The sequence below is a fragment of the Rhodococcus sp. G6(2025) genome, from assembly GCF_058628105.1.
This window is the reverse complement of record NZ_CP179750.1, coordinates 1,835,604-1,861,227: the sequence shown is the minus strand read 5'-3', so window position 1 is coordinate 1,861,227 and position 25,624 is coordinate 1,835,604. Positions and strand designations below refer to the sequence as shown.

Here is a 25,624-nt window from a genome sequence, read left to right as displayed (position 1 = left end):
TCGGCGCTCCTAGACGTCCACGGACCGGGCGATCTCGTCGAGGTCGACCACACTCGCGACGTCGGTGACCGGGTGCACCCCGGGTGCGCGGACGGTGATCCGGTAGTCCTGGGCGGTCAGCCCGTCGAGGCTGGTCTGCTGCCAGCCGTCTGCGGTCGACACCAGCGGGTGTTCCCGGCTCGGACCGCCGGCCATCGGCTCGACCGTCGCGAGAAGCCGAGCGCCCCCGGCGCCGGTGCGCGCCCGGATCACCAGCGGCTCGGCGGTCGTGACGTCGTCGACTTCCAGCGCGACCGATTCGTTCACCGCCGGAAACACGTTCGGAGGCGCGAGTGTCGCGGTGTTCAGGATTCCGCCCACGTGGTCGAGCACCGGGTCGTCGTTCTGGAGGGAGCCGTGCCGCTGGCTGAAGAAGGCCGCGTTCTTCCATCCCGTCATGAGTTCGTGCGGGGTGGACGACAACTTCGGCACGGTGCCGTCGCCGCCGCTCTCGTCGGGTCCGCGCACGGTCATCGTCTCGACCTTCGTCCCGGCGAGCCGGGCGGCCCACTTGGTGGGCTGGAAGTCGCCGATCACCGGCCGGATGTCGTAGCCGTCGTGTCCCGAATCCAGCCGCGCGTCGACGGCGTCGCGCAGACCTCGGTGCAGGCGCACCGCCGCACCCATCCGGCCGGCGTCGAGACCCGTCTCCGACCAGTCGAGCTTCTCGTCGTCGAGCGCGAGCCACGACCCGTCGTCGCCCGCCATGCACCGATACGACGGCAGCAACTGGTAGGCGGACGTGAACGACCGGATCAGCGCACTGAGGTCGACGGTGAACGGGCCCCAGCCCTTGCGGAACCCGTTGACGAGGAAGTCGAGTGCATTGACCGAACCCGAGTACGGGGTGCCGAAGGTGACGAGGGTGCGGGTATCACGCCACCCGTCCAGGAATTCGAGGAACAATCGAGCGACGATTCCGCCCATGGAGTGGCACACCAGCACGAGCTTCGCGTCCGCGTTCCCCGACTTCTCGCGCCACCGCGTCAGCCAGTCATGGGTCCGTCGGGCCAGGGCGCGGGCCGCCACCCGGTTGTCGCGCCGCCAGTCGTAGGGGAACTCGAAATAGTTGTCACCGGGAACCACCCCGAATCGGCGGACGACGTCGTCGCGGAATTTCGTGTACCCGTCGATCTTCCAGTCCAGCCCGGGAACGAAGTGGAAGTCCGGGACCAGGCGGGTGGCCACGACGCCGTCGCCGAGGTCGTCGACGTCCGGATCGTCGCCGTCGAGCTTCAGGCGTTTGATGTTCCCGCCCAGCGACAGCACGCCCGCCAGCGCCACGCCCGGTGTCGGTGCCCATACGTCCTTGCCGTCACGGGCGAGGACCGACCCGCCGATGCCGGGCAACAACACGACTACGTCTTTCATGGCGGCCTCCGGGATCGAACGCCCAGGAGAGGGCGGCTTCGAATCCCAGTCTTCTCTCACCCGCCGCAATACACACGAGTAGCGGACCACTCGGTTTGCAATTTTTTCGTCGGGCCGCGGGGCTCAGCTCTGCGCGAAGTTCAGGTAGGCCTTCGACGGCGTCGGGCCGCGCTGGCCCTGGTACTTGGAGCCGACGGCGGAGCTGCCGTACGGGTGTTCCGCTGCGCTCGACAGCCGCAGCAGGCACAGCTGGCCGATCTTCATGCCCGGCCACAGGGTGATGGGCAGGTTCGCGACGTTGGAGAGCTCCAGGGTGATGTGCCCGTTGAAGCCGGGGTCGATGAACCCGGCCGTGGAGTGCGTCAACAGTCCGAGGCGGCCGAGCGAGGACTTGCCCTCGAGGCGTCCCGCCAGGTCGTCGGGCAGCGAACACACCTCCAGAGTGGAGCCGAGAACGAACTCACCCGGGTGCAGGACGAACGGCTCCCCCTCGGCCGGTTCGACCAGCGTCGTCAGCTCGTCCTGCCGCTGAGCTGGGTCGATGTGCGTGTACCGGGTGTTGTTGAACACCCGGAACAGGCTGTCGAGGCGCACATCCACGCTCGAGGGCTGGACCATCGAATCGTCGAACGGGTCGATGCCCAGACGTCCAGCGGAAATTTCGGCACGGAGATCGCGATCGGAGAGGAGCACAGGTAGAGGTTAACGGGTGTGGATGGCCATCGAGAGCAGCAGTTCGGTGCAGGTGTCCACGAGCTCGTCCTCGGGGAGGGTCACGGTGCCGTTCAACCATGCCGTCAGGGTCTGCGCCAGGCCGCCGACCATGAAGTGCGCGGCCAGGTCGAGTCGCGGGCTCTCGGCCACCTCGTAATACCCGACCGTCTGCTTCGTGACCAGGCCCGCGAACAGCCGCGAACTGTCGAGGCGGCGCTGCGCCAGCACCGCGCTCGACTGCGCCACCGAGAACATGAGACGGCCCTGACGCGGATCTTCGGCGACCTCCCGCACGATGTTGTGGACGCCGGCGCGCACGATGTCGCGTTCACCCGGCCCGGCGTTCGACACGGCGTCCAGGGTGCTGGTGGCGATCCGCTCCACGACGTGGTCGTAGACGGCGACGGTGAGCGCGTCGCGGTCGGTGAAGCTCTCGTAGAAGTAGCGGGTGGCGAGTCCGGCCTGCTTGCAGACTCCGCGCACGGTCAGGGCGTGGTCGCCCTCCGCGCTGCCCAGCAGGTCGAGTCCGGCCTCGATGAGCTGGCCACGCCGTTCCGATGTGCGCTGGTCGCGCTCCTGGCCGCCATAGACGCGCCCACCGTCGCTCGTCGAGTGTCCGACGTTTGCGTTCACCGGTGCGGTAGCCATGCGGACCATCTTTCCACCGGACTCTGGACGGCGGACATATATGTGAGTACGGTCGTGTTCAGATAGCGAATCCGTGGTGGGGAGAGGGAACACAAATGTCGACGTCACTCGAAGTACCGGACCGTCTCGATCAGGTCATGGACGGCGCCGGACTACTGGCAGGCGCCGCGAACATCATCATGCAGCTCGCCCATCCCGGGGTCGGATACGGCGTATACGAGAGCAAGGTCGAGAGCGGCCAGCTATTCAGGCATCCGATCAAACGGACCCGCACCACGCTGACCTACCTCATGGTGGCGGCCCGCGGCACCGACGAGGAGAAGGCGGCCTTCCGCAAGGGCGTCAACCGCGCCCACGCCAAGGTGCGCTCCACCCCCGACAGCCCCGTGCAATACAACGCATTCGATCCCGAACTGCAGCTGTGGGTGGCCGCCTGCATCTACCGCGGATTCGAGGACGTCAACCGCGCCCTGCACGGCGACCTCTCCCCCGCCGCCGCCGAGTTCTTCTACAAGGAAGGCGCCACGTTCGGCACCACCCTCCAGGTACCCCCGGAGATGTGGCCCGAAGACCGCATCGCGTTCGACGAGTACTGGAACAAAGCCCTCGACAAAGTGTCGATCGACGACACCATCCGCGAACACGTCCTCTCCATCGCACGCCTCGAATTCCTGCCCGCCATCGTCTCCCGCCTGTTCGGCCGGCTCAACATGTTCTTCACCAACGGCTTCCTGCCCCAGCAGTTCCGCGACGAAATGCACCTGACATGGACCGACAAGGATCAGCAGCGCTTCGACCGGACCCTGCGCACCATCGGCACCGTCAGCAGGCGCATCCCCGTCCCCATCCGGGAGTTCCCCTACAACCTGCTCATGTTCGATCTGCGACGCCGAATGAAGGCCGGCAAACCCCTCGTATGACACACCGCGTGTGCGCCCGGGTAGTCCGGATCACCATCTGATAATGTTTCCGCCGCAGGGTGTTGGGCCTGCCTACGGGCGCCCAATATCGTGCGCGCCGATGTAGTTCAATGGCAGAACATCAGCTTCCCAAGCTGAATACGCGGGTTCGATTCCCGTCATCGGCTCCACGGGGTGTTCACCCATTAGGCCGTGTTGTGTTCACCTATTGAGCCCGCGATCGGACTCGGACCCAGTTTCTGCGGATTCGACCCTTTTGCGTCCGTCTCGAGCGGTTCTCCGGCCAATCTGCGACCCGTTCGGCGCGGTGGGAGCCGTGTTTCTGGCGAACCCGTGCCTGATCGTGGGTCATTTTCGACGGACAGGCGAGGTCGGCTACCGGGATCCGTGGATACCGTTGCCGGGGCGGGGTAGCTATCTGCCTGGACGGGTGGACGACAACTCTGTGTGACACGTGGTGGCTCGATTGATGCGAGGCCGCCGGCGTGGTGTGCGCTCGGGTTCCGGTTCGCCGAGGAACCAGCCCCAACAGTCGAGCGTTCCGCGGCGGGTGGCCGCGTCGTGCAGGATCAGCAGGTTCAACGCAGCGAGGGCGAACCCGGCGAGCAGGGTGTAGCGGCGGATCCCGAAGCCGCGGAAGAACCCACGATGCATTGACATCCGGTTCTGCTTCAGGTCGGCGAACACGCTCTCGATGCCGACCCTGCGGTGATAGGACGCCTCCCAGGCGAGGGTGCCGTGCTGGCACGGCATCCGCATACCCGGGTAGTCCGAGTCGTTCAACGTAATGGTGCGCCCGCACCCGCATTCCGTGCCGGGTGTGCAGGAGGTCGTCGGCACGCTCTGCGGTGCGCGCATCGAGATCGGGTTGTTCGGGCAGCGAACCCGGGCAGGATGGACGGCAGGCCCGCGGTACCGGCGGGACCCGTCGGGGCGCCGGGCCCCGTGCGGGACGAAGGCGTAGGCCTGCCGCGCCTGGTGACGTCGCTCGATCCGCGCACGCGCCTCGTCCTTCATGTCGACGTCGATCGGGTCGATCTCCTCGAGTCCCTCTGGCAGGCTCGCCGAGTACAGGGTGCCGTCGATCCATATCGCGTGTTTGCCGTCGGGTCCCGGGTGCGTCCCGCGTTGGTACGGGTGCAGGTCGTAGATGGTCGTGTAGCCCAGCCGCCAGACCGGGATCGCGAACTTGTCGTCGGTGACGAAGTTGTAGGCGCGGTCGGCGATGAGTTGGCGCGGCTTTCCGATGCGGTCACCGAGTACCTGGACGGCGGGCAGGCCGCTGATTCCCTTGTGCGACCCGGCTGGTGAGAGGTTCATCGACCGGGCGACGTGCACCACCGGGCCGCGGCCGGGGCCGGACGGTATATCGGTGATCACGTGCAGGTCATAACCGCAGAAGAAGATCGTTTCCTCGAACTCACTGCTGCGCCAGCCCATCCGCGCGTCCATGTCGACCGTGTAGATGTACCGGCCATCCGCCCCAACCGGGGCGTCCGGGAGGTGGTGACCGCTCCGGCGGGCATGCGGATGCGCCGGATCCGGCGGCGCGAGCGGATGATCCGGCGGCGGAGGCGAGTCGGGGTCGGCGTCGACCAGCGGTTTGCGGTGCCGCACCCGCCCCCACGTCGAGAGGTCGGTCGAATCCAGAGCCACGGCACCGGTCGGCAGGTGACCCCACAACGTGGCATCGAGCAAGGCTTGGGCGACGGCGCGCTCGTCCCACTCCGAATGGCGCGGCGACCGGCACGCCTTCATCAACCGCCGCAACGCGTCGTTGACGCTCTTGTAGCTGACCTCGACGTGCGCGGGCAGTCCCACCTCCCGGCGCTGCGAGTTCGACCATCCCCGCACGACCTCGGCGACCTTCGTCTGGTGCATCGGCAACCCCAGCATCGGTGTCAGCAGGTACGCGGCGAGGAACGCATCAGCGGTAAAGACCCGGTGCGCACCGCGGTGGTGATCGAACACCTCCCGCACGAACTCCCGCGCCGCACAGTGCTCGATCACCGCGACCACCCGCTTGAACTGCCATGGTTCGGCCCGATGCACGGCGGTGGACACCTCATGCAGACGACGAACCCTGCCCTTCGCGCTCACCAGGGCACCGCCTCGGCGATCGCGTCCAACTCGGCGATGCTCCACCGCGCACGCGTGCCCTGGGTGTCGAGAGCGAGAAGGTTGTTCAACTTGCAGGTCCCGGTCAGCCCGGACAGCCTCATGAAGATCGGTAGCGGAACGGCCTGCACCATCGCGACCTCCCACGTCAACCGCAGCCGGGACGACGTCACCGGCTTCACTCCACGCGGGGCCTCGCACTGCGCGAGCAGATCGCTCACGAACTCGACCCGCGGCACCGGATCCCGGAACAAGTGCCCACGGCTCGCTCGCTCCGCGGACGCCAGCACCGCCTCGCGGTACGCCGGGCGCACCGGTACGTCCCGCCGCTTCGCGCCACGAACCTCGATGATGACGTGCTCGCCGCGGACCCGCACATCCGAGACGCCGACGTTGAGCATCTCGGTGCCGCGCAACCCGGCCCCGACACCGAGAGCCACCGCAGCAGCGAGCCCCCGCCTACGGACCGCACTCGCTTGCCGCGGCGCCCACCACAGCAACTGCGCCACTTGAGCCGCCGTATACGGCGCGACCGTCCGCGGATACCGCAACGCTTCCCGCTGCGGTTCCCAGGGCGCCCGCCTGGTGATCCGCCGCGACAACGTCGTCAGCGTGGCACGTCGTGTGGACCGTGAGGCGGCCGCCAATCCTGGTGCCGTCATCGCGTACCGGTTCACCGTCGCGGGATGGAAGACCTGCTCGACGTCGAGCGGCAGTCCCTGTTCTCGCGCCCACGCCACGATCGACGCCACCTCCGAGATCCGGGTCGCGGTGACCTTCGCGATCTGGCTCGGTATGAACCCGCGCCGAACGACGTCACGCACGAACGGTGCGATCGCCTCCCACTGCTGCGCCGGCATCCGCGGGGTGTACAGCTCGATGATCTGCTCCGATGTCCGCGGCGCCATCACTGCTGCCCTCCCGCCAACCGCCGCCACCCGGGCGAACCGACCTCCGGGACAGGAAGATACGGAACAAGATCCGAAAACGCCTTCCCGCTCACGATCCCGGCGGCCGCGAAGATCTCCGCCACCCCACAATCGGACAACACACCGGTCAGCCAGGTCGACCGCAACCGCGCGACCGTCAACCGCGGCAACCCGGCCGGGTACTCGAACGAGGCGAGCAACGCCGCCGCCTGATCCCGGCCGGCACGATGCGAGGCCACCAACGGCCCGGTCCCCGCCCCCGCGAGGACCCCCTTCAGCCTCTCCACCCACCCGGCCCGCACCGAAACCACCCGGCGTGCCGACACCGATCCGAGTGCCACCGCGACCACGCCGCCGACCTCGACCACATCGGCCCGGGTGACCGCGAACAACTCGCCCGAGCGGGCCCCTGCGCCCACCGTCAACGCCAGGACCGCGGTCATCGCCTGCACCCGGAACGGCCCGTTCTGCGCCATCGCGGCCGCCCAATACGCCTCGACCTGCTCGTGCGTGTACGGCGCGGACAAGCCCTGCCGGGCTCCTTGTTCGCCGGGTGCCGGCCACGGCGCCCGGCGCGTCACCGCCCGCGCCACCCTGCGCAGCCGCGAGATCTCCGTCAACCGCGAGGTCGGCGCCAGCTCCCGCATCCCGGTCACCCGATACCGTTCGAGCACCTCCGGGGTCAGCACCGTCTCCCGGTCGAGGTCGTACCCCACATCGATTGCCCACACCGCGAACCGCGACAGCGCCTTCAACGCGTTCGCCGCCTGACTGTGCAACCTGGGCCCGGACAATTCGACGGTCTCGCGCACCCACGGCGCCACCACCGACCACGCGGCGGGATCGACCGATCGTGGTTCAAAACACCGGATACGCGCCGCGATGCCATCGGCGTCATCAGTTCGCCGCTGTAGGCCGTCATCAGTGATCACCGTTCCCCATCCAACAGGTGACTTCCAATAAGCCCGTCGCCGATCAAAGCGCAAGGGAGTATCGTCATGAGTGTCTACTCCTCATGAATCACATGGGGTCAGCTGCACCACAGCTGACGAATTCGAAAGACACCGAGCGTCATTCGGTGTCTTTCGGTGCGTTCAAAGGTAGTTGAGCGGATCACCTCCAGTCGGAGCACGCAGATATGAAGTTTTTGCTCCCCTATCCAGCGTGTGAGGCAGATCCGATACCTTCACGCTAACCCAGCGGCGGCACCCAGAAAAGCCCTGACCAGCGGCGACATGCGCACCTCGAAGTAACATCCCCACCCGGAACCCGAGTAGCGTGAACAGCACACGGGGGCTGACCGAGGAGAGGCGAAATGGTCGACACAGGCACCGGACCCGACACGGCAGCGCGCACCCTCATCACCGAATTGCGGTCACTCCTGGGCGCGAAACTCGTTGCATACCTGGCCGAAGCGCCCGACACCGCCACCGTCCACGGATGGGTGGACGGCACCACCCCACTGCCCGACCACGCCATCCTCGACCGACTCCAGGTCGCCCTCGACGCCGCACGACGAATCGGCGCGCGCGACACCCCCGCCGTCATCCAAACCTGGTTCCAAGGACGAAACTCCGCACTCGACAGCCAACCACCCGCACAGCTACTCCGCGAAGCGAACCTCCACACCGTGCGCGACACCATGCTCGCTGCCGCAACCGAATTCGCCACGCACAGCTCCTGAGCAATACAAGTCACCAAAAACAAGAACGCACCCGACCCACCGAGACCAGACGGCATACCCGACGGCGGGGTCGTGAGCTAGTCGCGCACACCACGTGTGCGCACCCCGGCGCCGACCCACCAGTGCGAAACTGTGATCTCGACTGCTGCGACTTCAGGCAGGCACTCAGTGGCCCGCGTCGAACATTTGGCGAAATATGTTGCTATCCAAACGTTCCCAAAGTTCTGATAACGGATATTATGTAAACTCGCGTGTCTGCATCAGATTCCTCATTCCCCAGTGCCCTTGTCGTTTCCTCAGTTCATGGAGGGGGTGAAGGAGGTTCGGCAGATCGATTCCACCACCACCCAACATTGCCGGGCAGAGCAGGGAATTCAACGCCGCGACATGTCGAAGTAATTCGCACTCCAAACACCCCCACCGCAACGCACTGTCAAGGAGTTCATCGAAGGGGGTGAGCATGATCTCGCGCCGGGCCGCGCGGGGCCCGAGGAGGTGGGTTCGATCATTCGTCCTCGGTCCACGCGCGACGGGTGACGGCCCTCGGCCGAAGGGGCCAGCGGTCGAGGGTCTCGCCGCCTGCGGACTGCCGTCGAGCCGCGGTTCCCGGGGAACGGTTTCCCGGGCAGTCCGCTGTATTTCGCCGGGCATTGAATTATGGTGACCTCACGTTGGACTCCCGTGACACAACCCATCCTATGTTCTTTTCAGAACAATTGGCTCGTGAAACCGCCGTCGACGGTCAAGGCACTCCCGGTGATCATCGAAGCTTGGTCCGAAGTGAGGAAAAGAGCCGCATCTGCGATATTCTCTGGGGATATCAACCGCCCCTGCTTCTGGTCGATTACCTGAGCGAAACCGCCAGGGGCGAGGCCCATGGTGGACTCCCAAACTGGGACTTCAGAGTCAACGAGCGGAGTATCAACGTAGCCGGGCACCAGGGCGTTGACTCGGACGTTCTGTGCTCTGAGTTCACCTGCAGCTGTTGCGGTGAGGTTACGAACTGCAGCTTTCGACGCCCCGTAAGCCGCCGCGAGAGGTGTGCCCCCGGTCCCCGAAATGGACGAGAGGGTGAGGATCGATCCACCACCGGAATTCGCGATAGCCGCCGCGCTGTGCTTGATGGTCAGGAAGACACCGTCAAGGTTCACTGACATGGTGGATCGCCAAACATCGAGCGGCGTCTCCGCGATCGGATGCGATGCGCTGATGATCCCAGCGTTGGCGACCACGTGATGCAAAGCCCCATGCTCTTCGACAGTCCGTTCTATCAGCGCAGAAACGTCCTGCTCGCGGGTCACATCAGCCGGGATTGCGCTCGCGCCGGGGATGCGGGAAACAACTGCCCCGGCGGCTCCGCGGTCTCGATCGGAGACGACAACCCGAGCGCCTTCCTTCGCGAACCGGGCGGCGATCACAGCGCCGATTCCGCCGCCCGATCCAGTGACGATCACGACCTTACCTTCGAGTGATGCAGGCATGGCCACCTTCCTTTCCATTAGACGATGTACTGAGCCAGTTCGAGTTCCGCGGGATGAGAGGACCGACAAGGCCCGGGGCACAGCGCCGCCCCGGGATCCTCAGTCACGAGGCAGCGACGTCGTACGGGACGGGTCGGTTCTCCTTGGCCCAGAGCTTCTCCATGTCCGACTCCGGCGGCGGCGGCACGAGACCCTGCGTGCGCCAGAGGTCCATGGGGGTCTCATCGATGTGGATCTCCCAGTCGTAGCCGCGCTCCTTGATGAAGGGCGCGAGCTTCTCCTCGGCCACTGTCATCATCAGTGCGCGAACCTCTGCGGTCTCCATCTGCCGGGCGATGTGATCGAGTCGGATCCGGACGAAGTTGTTGTTCGCCTTTCCCCCGACATACATCGTCTCCTTCGGCATGTCCTTGAACAGGACGACCACGTAGAACCGTGGCAGGTTGACGTAGTCCACGTAGATTGACGTGATCGCCTCGGACAGCTGCTCCTTGTCCTCGGGGGTGAAGGCATTCTCGGGGGTGAAGATCTCCCAGTACGGCATGGCGGTTCCTCCTCATTGGATTGGTGCGGCGGGACTTGTGCCGCGATAGCGATTGCTTCTGTCGGACGGTCCGAATGGGCTCATCAAACTGAGGTCTGATGTTGCCCGCACGAAGGTCTTGATGGACTCGTAGTCGCGGACGGGTCCTACGCCAGGGCGCGCACAAAGTGCTCGCACGCAGCCTTAGACGACGCCTCGAACGCGGCACCGGTATACACGTCGAAGTGGCCACAAGGCAGCACGAGCAACTGCTTGGGCTGCAGGGCCCGTTCGTAGGCCTCGAAGGCAAGTTCTGCGTACGCACTGATGTCTTGGTCAGCCACGATCATCAGTAGTGGGGTCGGTGAGATCCGGTGGATTCCATCGCCGGGCTCGAACTCGACGATCCGCTCGAGCGAACCGAGGGTCACCTCGTTGCGCCAGGACGGAGCCCTGTCCTGCGCGGTTTTGGTGAAGAACTCCCAGGATTCGACGCTGGACATCAGCGCGGGAGCCAACGGATCGGCGTCCACGGCCGGCATGAGCGTGGGCTCCCCGCCGTCGTAGATGTTGCGTCGTTCGCCGTCCAACTGGGCGCGCACCGTTGGCAGGAAGTCGGGACGAACGAGCCGCGTCATCTGGCCGGACCCACTGATGAACGGGACCTGAGCGACAACGGCCCGCACCCGACGATCGACGGCGGCCACGCTCAGCACGAGGCCGCCGCCATGGCTGGATCCCCAGATGCCGACACGGCCGGGGTCGACGTCCTCGCGGCCAGTCGCATACGTGATGGCGTGGCGAAGGTCGCGGGCCTGGGTGATCGAATCGATGTGCTGACGCGGAGCGCCGTCGCTCGCGCCGAAGTTTCGGTGGTCGTACACCAGAACGTTCAGTCCCGCTTGGGAAAAGGACTCGGCGTAGTCGTCGAGATACATTTCCTTGACGGCGGACAGTCCATGGACCATCACCACCAGTGGGCCCTTGGAATCGGCCCCTTCTGCGGGATAGAACCATCCGCGCAAAGTGACATTGTCCGCTGAGAATTCAATATCCTCACGTGGCATGAGCGATCCTTCCGAAATTTGTACGCTTGTTGAAGAAGGTAGTGACGTGGAACACACCATTGAAGGGATGCTTGCGCCCACTCCGAGGACACGTCCGCCACGTTCGGTTTGCCGCTACCCCGGCCGCGAAATCCATCGATATCCGCTTCGGGACTGGGCCGGCCGTCGAGACGCACCCGGTTCGGCCCGCCTGTTTCACGGCGCGACGTACGACTCGACCGTGGTGCCGTTGCGCGGTGAGCGAGTGGCACAATGTCTCGCGGCCACCACGCGGTATCGAGTGGCGGTGCCCAGCCGAGCGCCTAGAACTGCACCCATCGCCGCGATGGGCCGGGGCAGGAGGGTCCCGCGTCGAGGCTCGAGGCTCGCTGTTCTGCGAGTCCCGAGCTGCGGCGTCGTTCGCTGGCGTGGGGTCCAGCCTGGGAAGTTACGGCCGGATTTCCGCCGCGGTCGAACCTGAGTCTCGAAGCTGGATCGCGTTCATGGCCGAGAACTGCAAGGTCCAGAGGTTTCCATGCCCCGGGTACTTCGCCGACATGATGCGGACCAGGTCCTCCGCATCGCTTGCAACCTCGTAGGCAGCCGCGAAGTCCTGGATGTAGGAACGTGTTTCGGCGATCATGGCATCGACGGCGTGGTCGTCGCCGTCGGGCCTGCGGTGGCCGGCGACGATCACCTTGGGTGCCAGCTTCTCCACCAGATCCACGGTCTCGAGCCAGTCTTGCCATTCCTCGGGCGTCGACAGGCCGAGCATCGGGTGGATCTCGTTGTAGATGGAGTCACCGGCAACGACGACATCGATCTCCGGGATGTGCACGATTGTCGTGGGATGGATGTCGGCCTGCTTCACCTCGACGATGTTGAGAGGCGAGCCGTCAACATAGAGCGTCCGGTCGTCGATCGGGTCGGGGAGCGCATCACTGACGACGCAGGCGTCGCCGAACAGCATCGCCCACTGCTGTTGCTGCAGTTCCATGGATTCCTTCATGGCCTCGACCACGTGGGGCAGCGCAACGCACTTCGCGTCCGGGAACCGCTCCTTGAGGGGACCGATGCCCAGGTAGTGATCGGCATGGGCGTGCGTCACGTAGATCGTCGTGAGTTGCTTCCCGGTGCGCTCGATCAGGTCCCCCAGGTCCCGGACGTCATCCTTGAGATACTGCGCATCGATGAGCACAGCTTCGGTCGGACCGGTGATCAACGTCGCAGTGGTCGGCGAGAACGTGCCGCGGGGAACATCAGGCCAGTCTCCCGCGGGGATCTCGGGCCAGCGACCGACGTACACGGTCGCTCGGATCGGCGGGGCGGCTGCGGCGGGCGGGCGGATGTCGGTATTCATGAAGAACCTCCAGAATGAGAGTGATTGGTCAGTGGCATCGGGTGGGCCTGCGGCCCACCGCAGTTAGATCAACGGTATGAGCGCGCCGTTTCCGGGACATAGGTCGGCCGTGCCGGACACCGGTACACAGCCGCCACGATTCGCTCGGCGTGACGAACCGGCCGCCATGGCCAAGTAGGTCGTCTCCCTTGGTCATCAGCCATGCACCGGTGAGTTCGCAGCACGGGTGGCTGCGTAGCGGGCAAAGGTTTCCAGCAGGGACGGGTCGTCGATCGACCGTGCTTCGGCGACCGCGGCGACGTCGTTGCCTTGCAGGATGCGCTTGACCGGAACCTCAAGCTTCTTGCCTGTCCGGGTGTGCGGGATCGCCCTGACGACGATCACGTCGTCCGGCACGACTCGGGGTGAGACCGCCTCGCGGATCCGCCCGATGATGCGCTCGCGGAGCGCGTCATCGAGCTCGGCGTGCTCGGACAGTGCGACGAACAGCGGCATCCAGTACTCACCGTTCTGCTGCTCCGCCCCGATGACGAGGGCTTCCTCTACCTCCGGGAGTTCTTCGACGACGCGATAGATGTCGGCGGTACCGAACCGGATCCCGTTACGGTTCAGCGTGGAATCAGATCGTCCGTGGACGATCACGGTGTTGCGCTCGGTGATGGTGACCCAGTCACCATGCCGCCAGACCCCGGGGTAGCTCTCGAAATAGGTCTCTCGGTAGCGGGCCCCGTCGCCGTCGTTCCAGAATCGGGTCGGCATGGACGGCATCGGCTGTGTCACCACCAACTCGCCCACGGCATCGCGCAGGCTGCGGCCGTCGGCGTCCCACGAGTCAAGGGCCACGCCCAGGTATGGGGCCGAGATCTCCCCGGCCCGCACCGGCAGGATCGGCACGAAGCCCGCGAACCCGCTGGCGACATCGGTTCCCCCTGTCACCGAGGCGAGCGGCACATCGCGGCCGACGTGATCGGCAACCCAGAAGTGCAACTCGGGAGCGACCACGGAGCCGGTGGCCCCGATCGTCCTCAGCCGAGACAGATCGTGGTCGGTGCCGGGTGACCGGCCGGCCCGGGCGCAGGCCTGGAGGTATGCCGGGCTCGTGCCCAGCACGGTGACCTCGTGTCGGGCTGTGAGAGCCCATAGCGCGTCGTCGGTCGGGTACGACGGACTTCCGTCGTAGCAGACGATCGTCGCGCCGACGAGGAGGCCGCTCACGAGGGAGTTCCAGACCATCCAGCTCGGCGAGGTGTACCACAGGTACGTGTCGGAAGGCCCTAGGTCGAGATGGAGGGCCAGGGCTTTGAGGTGCTCGAGCACGACTCCACCGTGGCCGTGAACAAACCCCTTCGGCTTCCCGGTCGTCCCCGAGGAGAACAGTACCCAGAGGGGGTGGTCGAACCGCACGTGCGCGGGAGTCATGGCCGGCCCACCCCCGGTGACTGCCTCGACCCAGGGCGTGGTGCCTGCGGGAACACTCGCCCCAGAGTGAAGTCGATCGACGACGAGCACCTCACGCAGCGTCGGCATCCCGGCCTGCAGGGCTGGCAGGGCCGCGAGGCGGTCGACCTCGCGTCCGCCGAAGCGGTAACCGTCGGCCGTGACGAGGACCACCGGCGCGAGCTGTCCGAGGCGGTCGACAACCGCTTCGGGTTGATAGTCCTGTCCGCAGCACGACCAGGTCGCTCCAACGCTCGCGGTGGCGAGGAAGGCGATGACCGCCTCGGCAACGTTGGGGAGGTATCCGACCACACAGTCGCCCTCGCCGACGCCCCGGGCGCGCAGCCAGTTCGCCAGCGCGGTGACCTGGCAGGCGAGTTCGGTCCAGGAAACCGTCCGCGGCCCGGGCCCGCCAGGTTCGGAATCGTCGATGATCGCTGGGCGGGACGACGTGGCGTGGCTCAGCACCATGTCCACATAATTCAGCCGCCTGCCGGGAAACCATTCGGCGAAGGGCATCTCCCGGGTTGGCAGCACCGGGCCAACGCCGGTCATGGTCACCCCGAAGTAGTCCTTCATCGACGCCCAGAACTCCTCCGGACTGGTCACCGACCATTCCCACAAGGACTGGTAGGAGGTGGCCTCGAATCGGCCCGTCGCCTGCAGCCAGTCGATGAAGTCACTGATCCGGGCGTCGGCGATCCGTTCTGCCGAGGGCGACCAGGCGACGTCCCCGGGTCCGATCGAACTCACCTCCACGGTCGCGTCCATTCCGAAATCCATATCTGCACCCTTCTTCACGCGTTACTAGTCAGAACGGGCATCAGCAGCCGTGGCTTTCCCGATACTCGCTCGGCGAGACCCCGAAGCAGCGGTGGAACTCCCGGCGAAGGTGGCTGGGGTCGTAGAAGCACCACCGGTGAGCGATCGTCGCGATGGTCATGTCGGAGTTCACCAGCTCCTCGCGGACCGCGGCCATACGCCGTGCCCGCACGAGAGCGGTCATGGTGTCCCCGGTCAGCGAGAAGGCCCGGTGGATGGTTCGTGTCGAGACGTTATGGGCGGCCGCAAGATCCTCGATACGGATCGGACCGCTACGAAGATTGCGGGTGATCCAGTTGTCAATCTGCGCGCGCAAAGCAGCCAAGGCCGATCGACCTGTGACAGAGCCGCTCTCTGCGCGGATGATGCCGACAGTCAGTGCCACCAGCGCCCGGCGGGCCGCCTCGATCTCCGAGGGATGCATGGCTGGTAGCCGGCTCCAGACCTGGTCAATGGTCGTAAACAGGACGCCAACCAGCGGCCGGTCCTGCTCGAGCACGACACAGCCAGGAATGTTCGCGTCGCAACCAGCTGCCAGCAGCGCGGCCCGCGGCAGGGTCAGCGTGCGTTTCCTGACCCGCTCCGGCACCGAGAAGCCGTCACCGTCGTAACCGCCGGTCGCCACGACCACTGTCCCGTTCACCGGCGCGGCATCCGTGCCCGCAAAGGAAAGTCGCTCGTCGCCCCAGTCACCTGCCACGACCACGACGACATCGCGCTCAGCGGCACGATCTTTACCCAGCGACAGCACGCTTTGCAGGGGCGGGCAGTCCCAGTCCGCGAGCTGGAGGTCGCCGACCTCTCGCGAACGCACGCGAGTGGCATTGCCCCGCCTCTTGCGGTGTTGCACCGTCATGGGCCCCGAGACATCGCGGACCGCAGTCTCCCAGCGGGCCCCAGGCCCGGCCGCCTCGACGTCAAGGACATCGATTTCGGTGGCTATGGTCGCGGTCATCGGGGCCTCCCAAAGCAGTGGACTAGGTTTGATGTGCCTGTACAGCCTGCCTGTGGACCACCCCGGGGGACATTGTGTGAATGACGTATCCCATTACCTATTCGCGCTCCGGCCCGACCGCTCCCGGTCGGGCCGGAGCGTTAGTCTGGTCGGACCATGGCTTCACGGTCGGCGAACCAGCCGGACAACCTGCCCGCGGATCTGACGAGTTTCGTAGGCCGTCGATCCGAGACCCAGACTGTCCGAAAGCTTCTCTCCGTCGACCGGCTCGTCACGTTGACCGGGGTAGGCGGGGTCGGCAAAACCCGCCTCGCACTGCGGGTTGCCCGTGATATCCGCCGCGCCTTCCCAGATGGGGTTTGCCTGGTCGAACTGGCATCTCTGAAGGACCCAGACCTGCTGCCGCACACGCTGATAGATGCACTCGGGATTCGCGAGCAGTCAGCCCCCGCCCCGTTGGTCCTCACCGACTACTTGCGCCCCCGGCACACCTTGATAGTCCTCGACAACTGCGAGCACATACTCGAGGCAGCCGCGGACCTGGTGGACCGGCTGCTCCGGGCGGCGCCGAAACTGCGGATCCTCGCCACGAGCCGACAAGCGCTGATGATCGCCGGTGAGCATGTGTACCCGGTTCCAACGCTCCCGGTGCCCGACGTCGATGTCCGTCTCGCTCCCGGCTCGGCGACGCAGTTCGCGGCTGTCGACCTGTTCGCCGCCCGGGGGGCTGCGGTCGTTCCCGGCTTCGAGATCACCCCCGACAATGAACAGGCGGTCATCCAGCTCTGCCAGCGACTGGAGGGGATCCCGTTGGCGATCGAACTGGCAGCGGTACGGTTGCGCGTGCTCACGGTGGAGGACCTCGCGCATCGGCTGGATAGTCGGTTCGAGCTGCTTCGCGAGGGCAGTCGTAACTTGCCGGAGCGGCATCAGACTCTTCAGGCCCTCATCGACTGGAGCTACGAGCTGTGTACTCCGGCGGAGCAGACCCTGTGGGCGCGCGCATCAGTGTTCGCTGGTGGGTTCGGTCTTGACGCGCTCGAGGCTGTCTGCGCGGACGAGTTGCTTGCCGAGGAGGTCATTCTCGACACGGTGGCCGGGCTGACCGACAAGTCGATCTTGACCCGAGGCGAGCACGGCGGGCGTGTCAGGTTCCGCATGTTGGAGACTATCCGGGAGTACGGCCAGGCCCGACTACGAGAGTCCGGCTCCGAAGCGAAGGTGCAGCGCAGGCACAGAGATTGGTACTGGCGGCTGATCGAGAAGGCTGCCGCGGAGTGGTTCGGTCCGGGACAGGAGGCCTGGGCGGCCCTGCTCCGTGTGGAGCATCCGAACGTGCGCTCGGCGCTCGAATTCTGCCTCGCGCGGCCAGACGAGGTGCGCGTCGGACTGCGGATGGCGGGCCTGCCCTGGTTCCTCTGGGCTGCGCTCGGCTTCATGACCGAAGGCCGCCTGTGGCTGGACCGGGCGTTGGCACTGGATCAAGAACCGAGTCTCGAGCGGGTTTGGGCGCTGGGCACCGCCGCTGACATCGCTGTCTTCCAGGGCGATGAGGCTGCTGCTACTGCACTGATCGACGCCGTCCACGATCTGGCGGGCCGACTGGGCGACCCACGGGGCCTGGCTTACGCAACCCATATGCTCGGCCTACGCGAACTGGGCACCGACCCGAGCGCTGCGATTCCACTGTTGGTTGAAGCGCTCGAGCGATATGGGTGCGCCGACGTACCCGCCGACTACCCCAACAGTGTGCGCCCTGCACTGACCATTGCCTACGTGCTGTCCGGCGAGCTGGACAGAGCCTCCGAAGTGGCCGAGGAGGTTTGCGCGCAATGTGAGCAGGTCGGCGAGCGTTGGCTCTTGTCCTACGCCATGTGGGCCAGGGGCTTCCTGAAGCTTCTCCAGGGCGAGCTCGAGCAGGCCGAAGCCGATCTGTGCGAGGCGCTCCAGCTCAAGCGGTTCACCCAGGACAACCTGGGCCTGGCGTTCATCCTGGACGCTCTCGCCTGGACCGCCGCGGCGAGCGGCGATTCCGAGCGGGCCGCCGTGCTCCTCGGCGCATCGGACCAGGCCTGGCAGACCATTGGCGTCCCACTGCTCGGGGCGAAACACCTGCTCGCGCGGCGCGAACAGTTCGAGAACATGGCTCGGCGGGCGATGGGCAACCCTGGCTTCGACACCGCGTTTGCGCGTGGAGGCCAGCTCACCGTCGAGGAGATGCTGACCTTCGCGCTCCGTGAGCACCGAGTCTCCCCCGTCGAGACCCGACAGGCCGACAGCTTGTTGACACCTCGAGAGCGCGAGGTCGCGGACCTGGTGGCGCAGGGAATGTCGAGCAAGGACGTGGCGGCCAAGCTGGTCATCTCCCGACGCACCGTCGACGTACACGTGGAGCACATCTTCGCCAAACTTGGGTTCAACTCCCGCACTCAGATCGCGACCTGGGTGGCACAACGGCGCGCGCCGGAATCGCCAAATCGGTGATAGCTGGGCGGCGACTGTCGCCGACACGGTGACCTCGCGATCTCGGAGCCGCGAGATCTAGGCGGACGCCGCGGCGGGCTGTTTTTCGGCGCAGGTCTCGCCCACTTCGGTGACGTTCTCGAATCCTGCAGTCCAGCAACACGTGTCAAGAAGGCTTGTCGAGGGGTTGCCGGTCGGCGCACCCGACCATTCGAAGGGCAAGTTCGACGTAGCGAGCCGCGATAATGCGTGGGTCGGAGTAGGCGCGGGAGGGGAACCACCTGCTGACATCGACGCCGAGGGACGTGATTGCCAGCGCGGCGGCCTCGATGTCGAAGGGATGAAAGTCGCCTGCCGTTGCGCCGGCTTCGATGATTCGCTTGAACACCTTCGTGGTGGACCTGCGGATGTCCGCAATGACTGCGAAGTGCTCGGGCGAGAGCGAGCGTAGTTCGTACTGCGCGACCCGGGCGCTGGCGCGGTTGTCGGCGTGCCAGATCACGTAGGCCGTCACGGTCGACGTCAGCCGGTCGGGCGCCGCGACGTCGGGGCAATCAGCGGCGGTGATGGCCGCCAGTACCGAATGATGGCCTTCGAGGCTGATGGCGTAGAGAAGGGATTCCTTGGTCTTGTAGTGCGGGTATACGGCTCCTGGGCTCATGTCGAGGCTGGCGGCGATCTCCCGGGTGGTGGTGGCGCCGTACCCCTTGGCGGCGAACACCTCGATGGCCGCGGCGCGTATCCGCGCAGCGGCTTTCGAGGTACCCAGCTCGCCGACCGCTGCGGTTAGCGATGCATCCATCACACTGTTGCCTCTCGATTGGCGGGGGTTGACAGGTCTCCGCCGACACCATCAGTATATGCAAGCGCATAGAAAATATGCGGTTGCATATTTTTTGGCTACATAGCTTTCCCATCACCGTCGCCAGACGACCCGCATCCAGGAGTTCCGCATGCCCGAGGCTGTCATCGTCTCCATCGCCCGTTCCCCGATCGGCCGCGCCATGAAGGGATCGCTCAAGGGCATGCGCCCCGACGACCTCGCCGCGCAGATGGTCCAGGCGGCACTCGACAAGGTGCCCGCGCTCGACCCCACCGACATCAACGACCTCATCCTGGGCTGCGGCCTGCCCGGCGGCGAGCAGGGTTTCAACATGGGCCGCAACGTCGCGGTCCAGCTCGGCTACGACTTCATCCCCGGCACCACCATCACCCGGTACTGTTCGTCGTCGCTGCAGACCACCCGCATGGCACTGCACGCGATCAAGGCCGGTGAGGGCGACGTGTTCATCTCCGCCGGTGTCGAGACCGTGTCCCGGTTCACCGCGGGCAACTCCGACTCGCTGCCCGACACCCAGAACCCGCTGTACGCCGACGCGCAGACCCGCACCGAGAAGCTCGCCCAGGGCGGCCAGCAGTGGGTCGACCCGCGTGAGGAGGGCCTGGTCCCCGACACCTACATCGCGATGGGCCAGACCGCCGAGAACGTCGCGCAGATCACCGGCATTACCCGCGAGGAGCAGGACCGGTGGGCGGTGCGTTCGCAGAACCGCGCCGAGGCGGCAATCAACGAGGGCTTCTTCGAGCGGGAGATCACCCCGGTGACCCTGCCCGACGGCACCGTCGTGTCCACCGACGACGGCCCGCGTGCCGGCACCACGTACGAGGCCGTCAGCCAGCTCAAGCCTGTGTTCCGGCCGGACGGCACCGTCACCGCCGGCAACGCGTGCCCGCTCAACGACGGCGCCGCCGCCCTGGTGATCATGTCCGACACCAAGGCCAAGGAGCTGGGGCTGACCCCGCTCGCCCGGATCGTGTCCACCGGGGTGTCCGGGCTGTCGCCGGAGATCATGGGACTTGGCCCGATCGAGGCGTCCAAGCGGGCCCTCGCCATCGCCGGACTGGGCATCTCCGACATCGACCTCGTCGAGATCAACGAGGCGTTCGCCGTGCAGGTGATCGGGTCGGCGCGGGAGCTGAACATCGACGAGGACAAGCTCAACGTCTCCGGCGGCGCGATCGCCCTCGGCCACCCGTTCGGCATGACCGGTGCCCGCATCACCGCGACCCTGCTCAACAACCTGACCACCCACGACAAGCAGTTCGGCCTCGAAACCATGTGCGTCGGCGGCGGTATGGGCATGGCCATGGTCCTCGAACGCCTCAGCTGAGAAGAAAGACAGGAAACCTCGATGGGCAACATCACGTACGACTTCACCGGCAAATCCGTCATCGTCACCGGCGCCGCCCGCGGCATCGGCCAGGCCCTGGCCCGCCACTTCGCCGAGGCCAAGGCGACCGTGTTCATGGTGGACTTCGACAAGGACGAACTCGACAAGGCCGCCCGCGAGGTCGGCGCCATCGGCATCCCCGCCGACGTCAGCGACACCGGTGACGTCGAGAACGTTGTCTCTACCGTGATCGCCGAGACCGGGCGGGTGGACATTCTGATCAACAACGCCGGGATCCTGCGCGACAAGGTGCTGTGGAAGCTGACCGACGAGGATTGGGACCAGGTCCTCAATGTCCACGCGGGCGGCACGTTTCGGTTCACCCGGGCCTGTGTGCCGCACTTCCGGAGCCAGGAATTCGGGCGGGTCGTCAACATCACCTCCTACACCGGGCTACGTGGCAACCGCGGGCAGGCCAACTACGCCACCGCGAAGGCCGGGATCATCGGGTTCACCAAGACCGCCGCGAAAGAGCTCGCCGCTTTCGGGGTCACCGTGAATGCGATCTCCCCGAACGCCGCGACCCGGATGACCGCCTCCATCCCGAAGGAGAAGATCGCCGAAGTCACCGGTCCGATCTCGCGGTTCGCCGACCCCGCCGAGATGGCCGACGCCATCGCCTTTCTCGCCTCCGAGGAAGCCGGCTACATCACCGGAGTCGTCCTCCCGGTCGACGGCGGCATCTCCATCTGAGCGCGCCCACCTTGTGAACGGAACCGATTCTCATGACTGATGTACTTTCTCGCCGCGATCTCGATTTCCTGCTCTACGAGTGGCTCGACGTGGTCGCACTGACCTCGCGTAAACGCTTCGCCGAACATTCGAAGGACACCTTCGACGCGGTGCTCGACCTCAGTGCGGACCTCGCGCACAAGCATTTCGCCACCCATAACAAGAAGGCGGACGCGCACGAGCCGACCATGCGCCCGGACGGCACCGTCGAGATGATTTCGGAGGTCAAGACGGCGCTCGACGCCTACGCGGCGGCCGGTTTGATCGCCGGGTCATTCGACGAGAGCGTCGGCGGGATGCAGTTGCCCACCACGGTGGCGCGGGCGGCGATGGCCTGGTTTCAGGCGGCTAACGCCAGCACCTCGTCCTATCCGTTCCTGACGATCGCCAACGCGAATTTGCTCGCCGAGTACGGCACCGAGCAGCAGATCGACGAGTACGTCCGTCCGATGCTCGAGGGCCGCTGGTTCGGCACCATGTGCCTGTCCGAGCCGCAGGCCGGATCCTCGCTGGCGGACATCACCACCCGCGCGGTGCCGCAGGACGACGGCAGCTACCGGGTCACCGGAACGAAGATGTGGATTTCCGGTGGCGACCACGAACTCACCGAGAACATTGTGCACCTGGTGCTGGCGAAGACCCCGGGTGGCGGCCCGGGTGTCAAGGGCATTTCGCTGTTCATCGTCCCGAAATACCTTCCCGGCGCCGACGGTGCCGCCGGCGAGCGCAACGACGTCACCTTGGTGGGCCTCAACCACAAGATGGGCAACCGCGGCACCACTAACACCCTGCTCGCGTTCGGCGACGGCACCCACACCCCCGGTGGGAAATCGGGTGCTGTCGGTTTCCTGGTCGGCGAGGAACACCGCGGCCTGTCCTACATGTTCCACATGATGAACGAGGCCCGGATCGGTGTCGGGTTCCTCGCGATCGCCCTCGGATACGTGGGATACCGCAAGTCGCTCGACTACGCGACGGTGCGGACCCAGGGCCGCCCTCTCGGCGCCAAGGACCCCTCCTCGCCGCCGGTGCCGATCATCGATCACGCCGATGTCCGCCGCATGCTGTTGGCCCAGAAGTCCTACGTCGAGGGCGCGCTCGCGCTCGGCCTCTACTGCTCACGGTTGGTGGACGAACACGACACGGCCGACGATGCGGCCACCGGCGACCAGGCGACGTTGCTCCTGGACGTGCTGACCCCGATCGCGAAGAGCTGGCCGTCGCAGTGGTGCCTCGAGGCGAACAGCCTCGCGATTCAGGTGCACGGCGGTTACGGCTACACCCGCGACTACGACGTCGAACAGTACTACCGCGACAACCGATTGAATCCGATCCACGAGGGCACGCACGGGATCCAGGGGCTGGATCTGCTGGGCCGCAAGGTCACCATGCACGACGGTGCCGGACTCTCACTGCTCGGATCGAAGATCGCTGCCACCGTCGCGCGGGCTCGGTCTCTCGGTGGCGACGCCACCGGTTACGCCGACGCCCTCGACACCGTCTGGAACCGGGTCGTCGACATCACCGCCGCCTTGTGGGCGTCCGGTGACGCGGCGGCCGCGCTGGCGAACTCGTCGGTCTATTTGGAAGCCTTCGGGCACACGGTCATCGCGTGGATGTGGCTCGAACAGCTCATCGCCACCGAGGGTAAGAGGGGTGACTTCTACGACGGAAAGCGGATGGCCGCCCGCTACTTCTACACCCACGAGTTGCCCAAGGTCGGCCCGCAACTCGATCTGTTGGCCAGCGGAGACCGGACCACTCTCGACATGAACCCCAGCTGGTTCTGAACCCCAGGAGACATCACACATGAGTGTGCTCGACAAATTCCGCCTCGACGGCCGCGTCGCCATCGTCACCGGCGCCTCGTCCGGTCTCGGCGTGGCCTTCGCTCAGGCCCTCGCCGAGGCCGGCGCGGACATCGTCCTCGCGGCGCGTCGCGTCGACAAACTGGGCGACACAGCCGCACTGGTCCGTGCCACCGGCCGACGGGCCCTGCCCGTAGCTACCGACATCGCTGATCCGGATCAGTGCACCGCTCTGGTCGACGCAGCAATGACCGAGTTCGGCCGCGTCGACGTTCTCGTCAACAACGCCGGAATCGCCACCGCCCACCCCGCCACCCGCGAAACCCCCGACCAGTTTCGCTCGGTGATCGATATCAACCTGGGCGGCTCCTACTGGACCGCCCAGGCGTGCGGGAAGGTCATGCAACCCGGCAGTTCCATCGTCAACATTTCCAGCGTCCTCGGGCTCACCACCGCCGGTCTGCCCCAGGCCGCCTACAGCGCCAGCAAAGCCGCAATCATCGGTCTGACCCGAGACCTCGCCCAACAATGGGGCACCCGCAAGGGAATTCGCGTCAACGCACTCGCCCCGGGCTTCTTCGCCTCCGAGATGACCGACCAATATCACGACGGCTACCTCGACAGCCTCGCGTCACGGATGGTGCTCGGGCGCACCGGCGATGCCACCGAACTCGCCGCCACCCTCATCTGGCTCGCCTCCGACGCCGCCGGCTACGTCACCGGACAAACACTCGCCGTCGATGGCGGCATGACCATCACCTGACCGCACCACACCCCGCAAGCCCATCGCGTCGAAAGTAACCACCATGCCCACAACCACCACCGTCGACGGGTTGAAGAACCTCGTCGGCACCACACTGGACCCCAGTGACTGGTTCGAGATCACCCAAGACCGAATCACCACCTTCGCCGACGCCACCGACGACCACCAATGGATCCATCTCGACCCGGAACGGGCCCGCACGGAAAGCCCGTTCCGGCGTACCATCGCCCACGGCTACCTCACCCTGTCGTTGCTCAGCGTCATGTTCGCGCAGGTTCTCGAAGTTCAGGGCACGTCCCTGGCGGTGAACTACGGCCTGAACAAGGTCCGGTTTCCGGCCCCCGTCCCCGCGGGATCGAAGGTCCGGCTCAACGCCGAGATAATTTCGGCCCAGGACATCAACGCCGGAGTCCAGATCGTCTCCGCAGTGACCGTGGAATGCAGTGCCACCGACAAACCCGTCTGCGTCGCCGAACCACTCTACCGATACCACCGTTAAACCCTGTGCTCGAGACCGTGGGACAGTCCCTGACAATCGACCGGTAGGCGACGTCTCACAAGCCTGTCGCGACAGCGGTTCGACAGCCCGGCAGATTCCTCGCGAACCAGCCTCGGCGCCAGAATCCGTATGGCTCATGAAACATGCGCATTCTGGAGAACACCCCTTCGCGGAACCTACACAGCATCAGATGCACTGAGTCGGGACACCTCCGCTCTATTGGAGCGTTGTCCCATCCGGGGCGCTGCCAGCCGGTTTGCCCGCCCACCAGAACGATCTGCAGCGATCGCACCGTTCGCAGGTAGTGCGCGGACATGCCCGCAGCAAGCGGAAACAGGTGTGATTAGAGGGGCCTACTTACGCATGATTACCAGACAGTCAGTTCGTGGAGTTACCCAGGCCAGCATTAAGGCGGCTCGCAATAGGTGAACACCCCCGCGCTCCGGCTCCACCCCTCCGTTCATCCATCCATAGGGTGTTCACCCATCAACCTGGTTTTGGGTCACCTATGTGCCGCGATCCACGATTTCCGCCTGATCGGGCTCAATCTAGGACGTCAAACCCGGTCTACTAGCAACTGTCGTGTACCCGTTCGCCCAGAGTTTCGACCTCGGTGGGCATTCGCGCGCGCTATCGGTGCCGGGTGGGATCGGAATGCTGGTCCGGGGCGCGTTTATCTCCGCGTCGATCAGCCAGTAGGCGTGTACCGGTTCTATTCGGTTGCGAAGAAGGCCGCAACCTTTTCAAGTACTCGCGGTCCAAACGCAATTCGGAGTTCTCCTGGCGGAGCCGTTCGAGCTCGGCTCGCGCGTCGACGTCCGGAGCGCGGTCATGTTCAATGACGGAGCGCGCCTTCACATGGGCCACCCACTTGCCGAGCAGTTGTTCGCTGACCCCGCTCTTCTTCGCGACTACGCGATCAGACGTCCGGTCTCGATCACTAGACGGGCGGACTGCTCCCGATACTCCGGGGTGTACCGCTTGCGTTTGCCCGACATATGGACATCCTTCGCGCGGGACCTGCCGTCCCGTCAGTCAGGTGTCCCCGTCAGGGGTCAACTCCAGAGTTCTCTGCACGATG

General features: G+C 65.8%; 21 protein-coding genes and 1 tRNA gene. 9 read left to right on the top strand and 13 right to left on the bottom strand.

Going from position 1 to position 25,624, the window contains the following annotated elements; all coding sequences use genetic code 11:
• Positions 1-9 precede the first annotated feature (9 nt).
• The 3 genes from ACLIVD_RS08555 to ACLIVD_RS08545 form a co-directional block, all read right to left on the bottom strand.
• On the bottom strand, positions 10-1,410 hold the full coding sequence (locus ACLIVD_RS08555) for a lipase/acyltransferase domain-containing protein (protein ID WP_477953406.1): 1,401 nt from the start codon (positions 1,408-1,410) through the stop codon (positions 10-12).
• A gap of 123 nt (positions 1,411-1,533) precedes the next feature.
• Positions 1,534-2,103, bottom strand: a complete 570-nt coding sequence (dcd, locus tag ACLIVD_RS08550; RefSeq protein WP_005238072.1) for a dCTP deaminase — start codon at positions 2,101-2,103, stop codon at positions 1,534-1,536.
• A 9-nt stretch (positions 2,104-2,112) separates the two neighbouring features.
• The gene (locus tag ACLIVD_RS08545) at positions 2,113-2,781 is read right to left on the bottom strand and encodes a TetR/AcrR family transcriptional regulator (RefSeq protein WP_491932265.1); all 669 of its coding nucleotides are present in this window, start codon (positions 2,779-2,781) and stop codon (positions 2,113-2,115) included.
• An 86-nt stretch (positions 2,782-2,867) separates the two neighbouring features.
• Here ACLIVD_RS08545 and ACLIVD_RS08540 point away from each other — a divergent pair, with 86 nt between their 5' ends.
• A complete protein-coding gene (locus tag ACLIVD_RS08540) occupies positions 2,868-3,692 on the top strand; it encodes an oxygenase MpaB family protein (protein WP_491932264.1) in 825 nt (274 codons plus the stop codon).
• 96 nt (positions 3,693-3,788) lie between these two features.
• Positions 3,789-3,862 (top strand) — tRNA-Gly (locus ACLIVD_RS08535).
• A 244-nt stretch (positions 3,863-4,106) separates the two neighbouring features.
• On the opposite strand, the gene ACLIVD_RS08530 is transcribed toward ACLIVD_RS08535, so the two are convergent.
• Genes ACLIVD_RS08530 through ACLIVD_RS08520 form a run of 3 tightly spaced genes read right to left on the bottom strand, consistent with a single transcriptional unit; the run spans position 4,107 to position 7,551 of the window.
• On the bottom strand, positions 4,107-5,792 hold the full coding sequence (locus tag ACLIVD_RS08530) for a hypothetical protein (protein WP_491932263.1): 1,686 nt from the start codon (positions 5,790-5,792) through the stop codon (positions 4,107-4,109).
• Positions 5,789-6,718 carry a hypothetical protein gene (locus tag ACLIVD_RS08525; protein WP_491932262.1) on the bottom strand — a complete coding sequence of 310 codons (930 nt, stop codon included), beginning with the start codon at positions 6,716-6,718 and terminating at the stop codon, positions 5,789-5,791. The genes ACLIVD_RS08530 and ACLIVD_RS08525 overlap by 4 nt, the downstream gene beginning before the upstream one ends.
• On the bottom strand, positions 6,718-7,551 hold the full coding sequence (locus ACLIVD_RS08520; protein ID WP_283351699.1) for a hypothetical protein: 834 nt from the start codon (positions 7,549-7,551) through the stop codon (positions 6,718-6,720). The genes ACLIVD_RS08525 and ACLIVD_RS08520 overlap by 1 nt, the downstream gene beginning before the upstream one ends.
• Before the next feature lie 503 nt (positions 7,552-8,054).
• Here ACLIVD_RS08520 and ACLIVD_RS08515 point away from each other — a divergent pair.
• Complete coding sequence (locus ACLIVD_RS08515) at positions 8,055-8,423, top strand: hypothetical protein (RefSeq protein ID WP_283333395.1); 369 nt, start codon at positions 8,055-8,057, stop codon at positions 8,421-8,423.
• 707 nt (positions 8,424-9,130) lie between these two features.
• On the opposite strand, the gene ACLIVD_RS08510 is transcribed toward ACLIVD_RS08515, so the two are convergent.
• The 6 genes from ACLIVD_RS08510 to ACLIVD_RS08485 form a co-directional block, all read right to left on the bottom strand.
• Positions 9,131-9,904, bottom strand: a complete 774-nt coding sequence (locus tag ACLIVD_RS08510) for an SDR family oxidoreductase (RefSeq protein WP_491932261.1) — start codon at positions 9,902-9,904, stop codon at positions 9,131-9,133.
• Between the two features lie 103 nt (positions 9,905-10,007).
• Positions 10,008-10,448, bottom strand: a complete 441-nt coding sequence (locus tag ACLIVD_RS08505; protein WP_120661785.1) for a tautomerase family protein — start codon at positions 10,446-10,448, stop codon at positions 10,008-10,010.
• A gap of 146 nt (positions 10,449-10,594) precedes the next feature.
• Entirely contained in the window at positions 10,595-11,494 is a 900-nt protein-coding gene (locus ACLIVD_RS08500; protein WP_164065032.1) for an alpha/beta hydrolase, read from the bottom strand.
• Positions 11,495-11,921: 427 nt separating this feature from the next.
• Positions 11,922-12,833, bottom strand: a complete 912-nt coding sequence (locus ACLIVD_RS08495) for an MBL fold metallo-hydrolase (protein WP_283333393.1) — start codon at positions 12,831-12,833, stop codon at positions 11,922-11,924.
• A gap of 195 nt (positions 12,834-13,028) precedes the next feature.
• Positions 13,029-15,053: an acetoacetate--CoA ligase gene (locus tag ACLIVD_RS08490; RefSeq protein WP_491932260.1), complete on the bottom strand. Its 2,025-nt coding sequence runs from the start codon at positions 15,051-15,053 to the stop codon at positions 13,029-13,031.
• 40 nt (positions 15,054-15,093) lie between these two features.
• Complete coding sequence (locus tag ACLIVD_RS08485) at positions 15,094-16,047, bottom strand: AraC family transcriptional regulator (protein WP_491932259.1); 954 nt, start codon at positions 16,045-16,047, stop codon at positions 15,094-15,096.
• A 156-nt stretch (positions 16,048-16,203) separates the two neighbouring features.
• On the opposite strand from ACLIVD_RS08485, the gene ACLIVD_RS08480 reads away from it, so the two are divergent.
• A complete protein-coding gene (locus tag ACLIVD_RS08480) occupies positions 16,204-18,531 on the top strand; it encodes an ATP-binding protein (protein WP_283351698.1) in 2,328 nt (775 codons plus the stop codon).
• A gap of 145 nt (positions 18,532-18,676) precedes the next feature.
• On the opposite strand, the gene ACLIVD_RS08475 is transcribed toward ACLIVD_RS08480, so the two are convergent.
• Positions 18,677-19,312 carry a TetR/AcrR family transcriptional regulator gene (locus tag ACLIVD_RS08475; protein ID WP_283333389.1) on the bottom strand — a complete coding sequence of 212 codons (636 nt, stop codon included), beginning with the start codon at positions 19,310-19,312 and terminating at the stop codon, positions 18,677-18,679.
• Positions 19,313-19,463: 151 nt separating this feature from the next.
• On the opposite strand from ACLIVD_RS08475, the gene ACLIVD_RS08470 reads away from it, so the two are divergent.
• The 5 genes from ACLIVD_RS08470 to ACLIVD_RS08450 are packed head-to-tail and all read left to right on the top strand — an operon-like array spanning position 19,464 to position 24,543.
• Positions 19,464-20,681, top strand: coding sequence for an acetyl-CoA C-acetyltransferase (locus ACLIVD_RS08470; RefSeq protein ID WP_491932258.1), 1,218 nt, complete (start codon positions 19,464-19,466; stop codon positions 20,679-20,681).
• A gap of 21 nt (positions 20,682-20,702) precedes the next feature.
• Positions 20,703-21,434, top strand: a complete 732-nt coding sequence (locus tag ACLIVD_RS08465; RefSeq protein WP_283351696.1) for an SDR family NAD(P)-dependent oxidoreductase — start codon at positions 20,703-20,705, stop codon at positions 21,432-21,434.
• A 32-nt stretch (positions 21,435-21,466) separates the two neighbouring features.
• Entirely contained in the window at positions 21,467-23,263 is a 1,797-nt protein-coding gene (locus ACLIVD_RS08460; RefSeq protein WP_283333386.1) for an acyl-CoA dehydrogenase, read from the top strand.
• A 19-nt stretch (positions 23,264-23,282) separates the two neighbouring features.
• Entirely contained in the window at positions 23,283-24,044 is a 762-nt protein-coding gene (locus ACLIVD_RS08455; protein ID WP_283333385.1) for an SDR family NAD(P)-dependent oxidoreductase, read from the top strand.
• Positions 24,045-24,087: 43 nt separating this feature from the next.
• Positions 24,088-24,543 (top strand): MaoC family dehydratase, encoded by a 456-nt coding sequence (locus ACLIVD_RS08450; RefSeq protein ID WP_283333384.1) that lies wholly within the window; start codon positions 24,088-24,090, stop codon positions 24,541-24,543.
• The last annotated feature ends 1,081 nt before the right edge of the window (positions 24,544-25,624 follow it).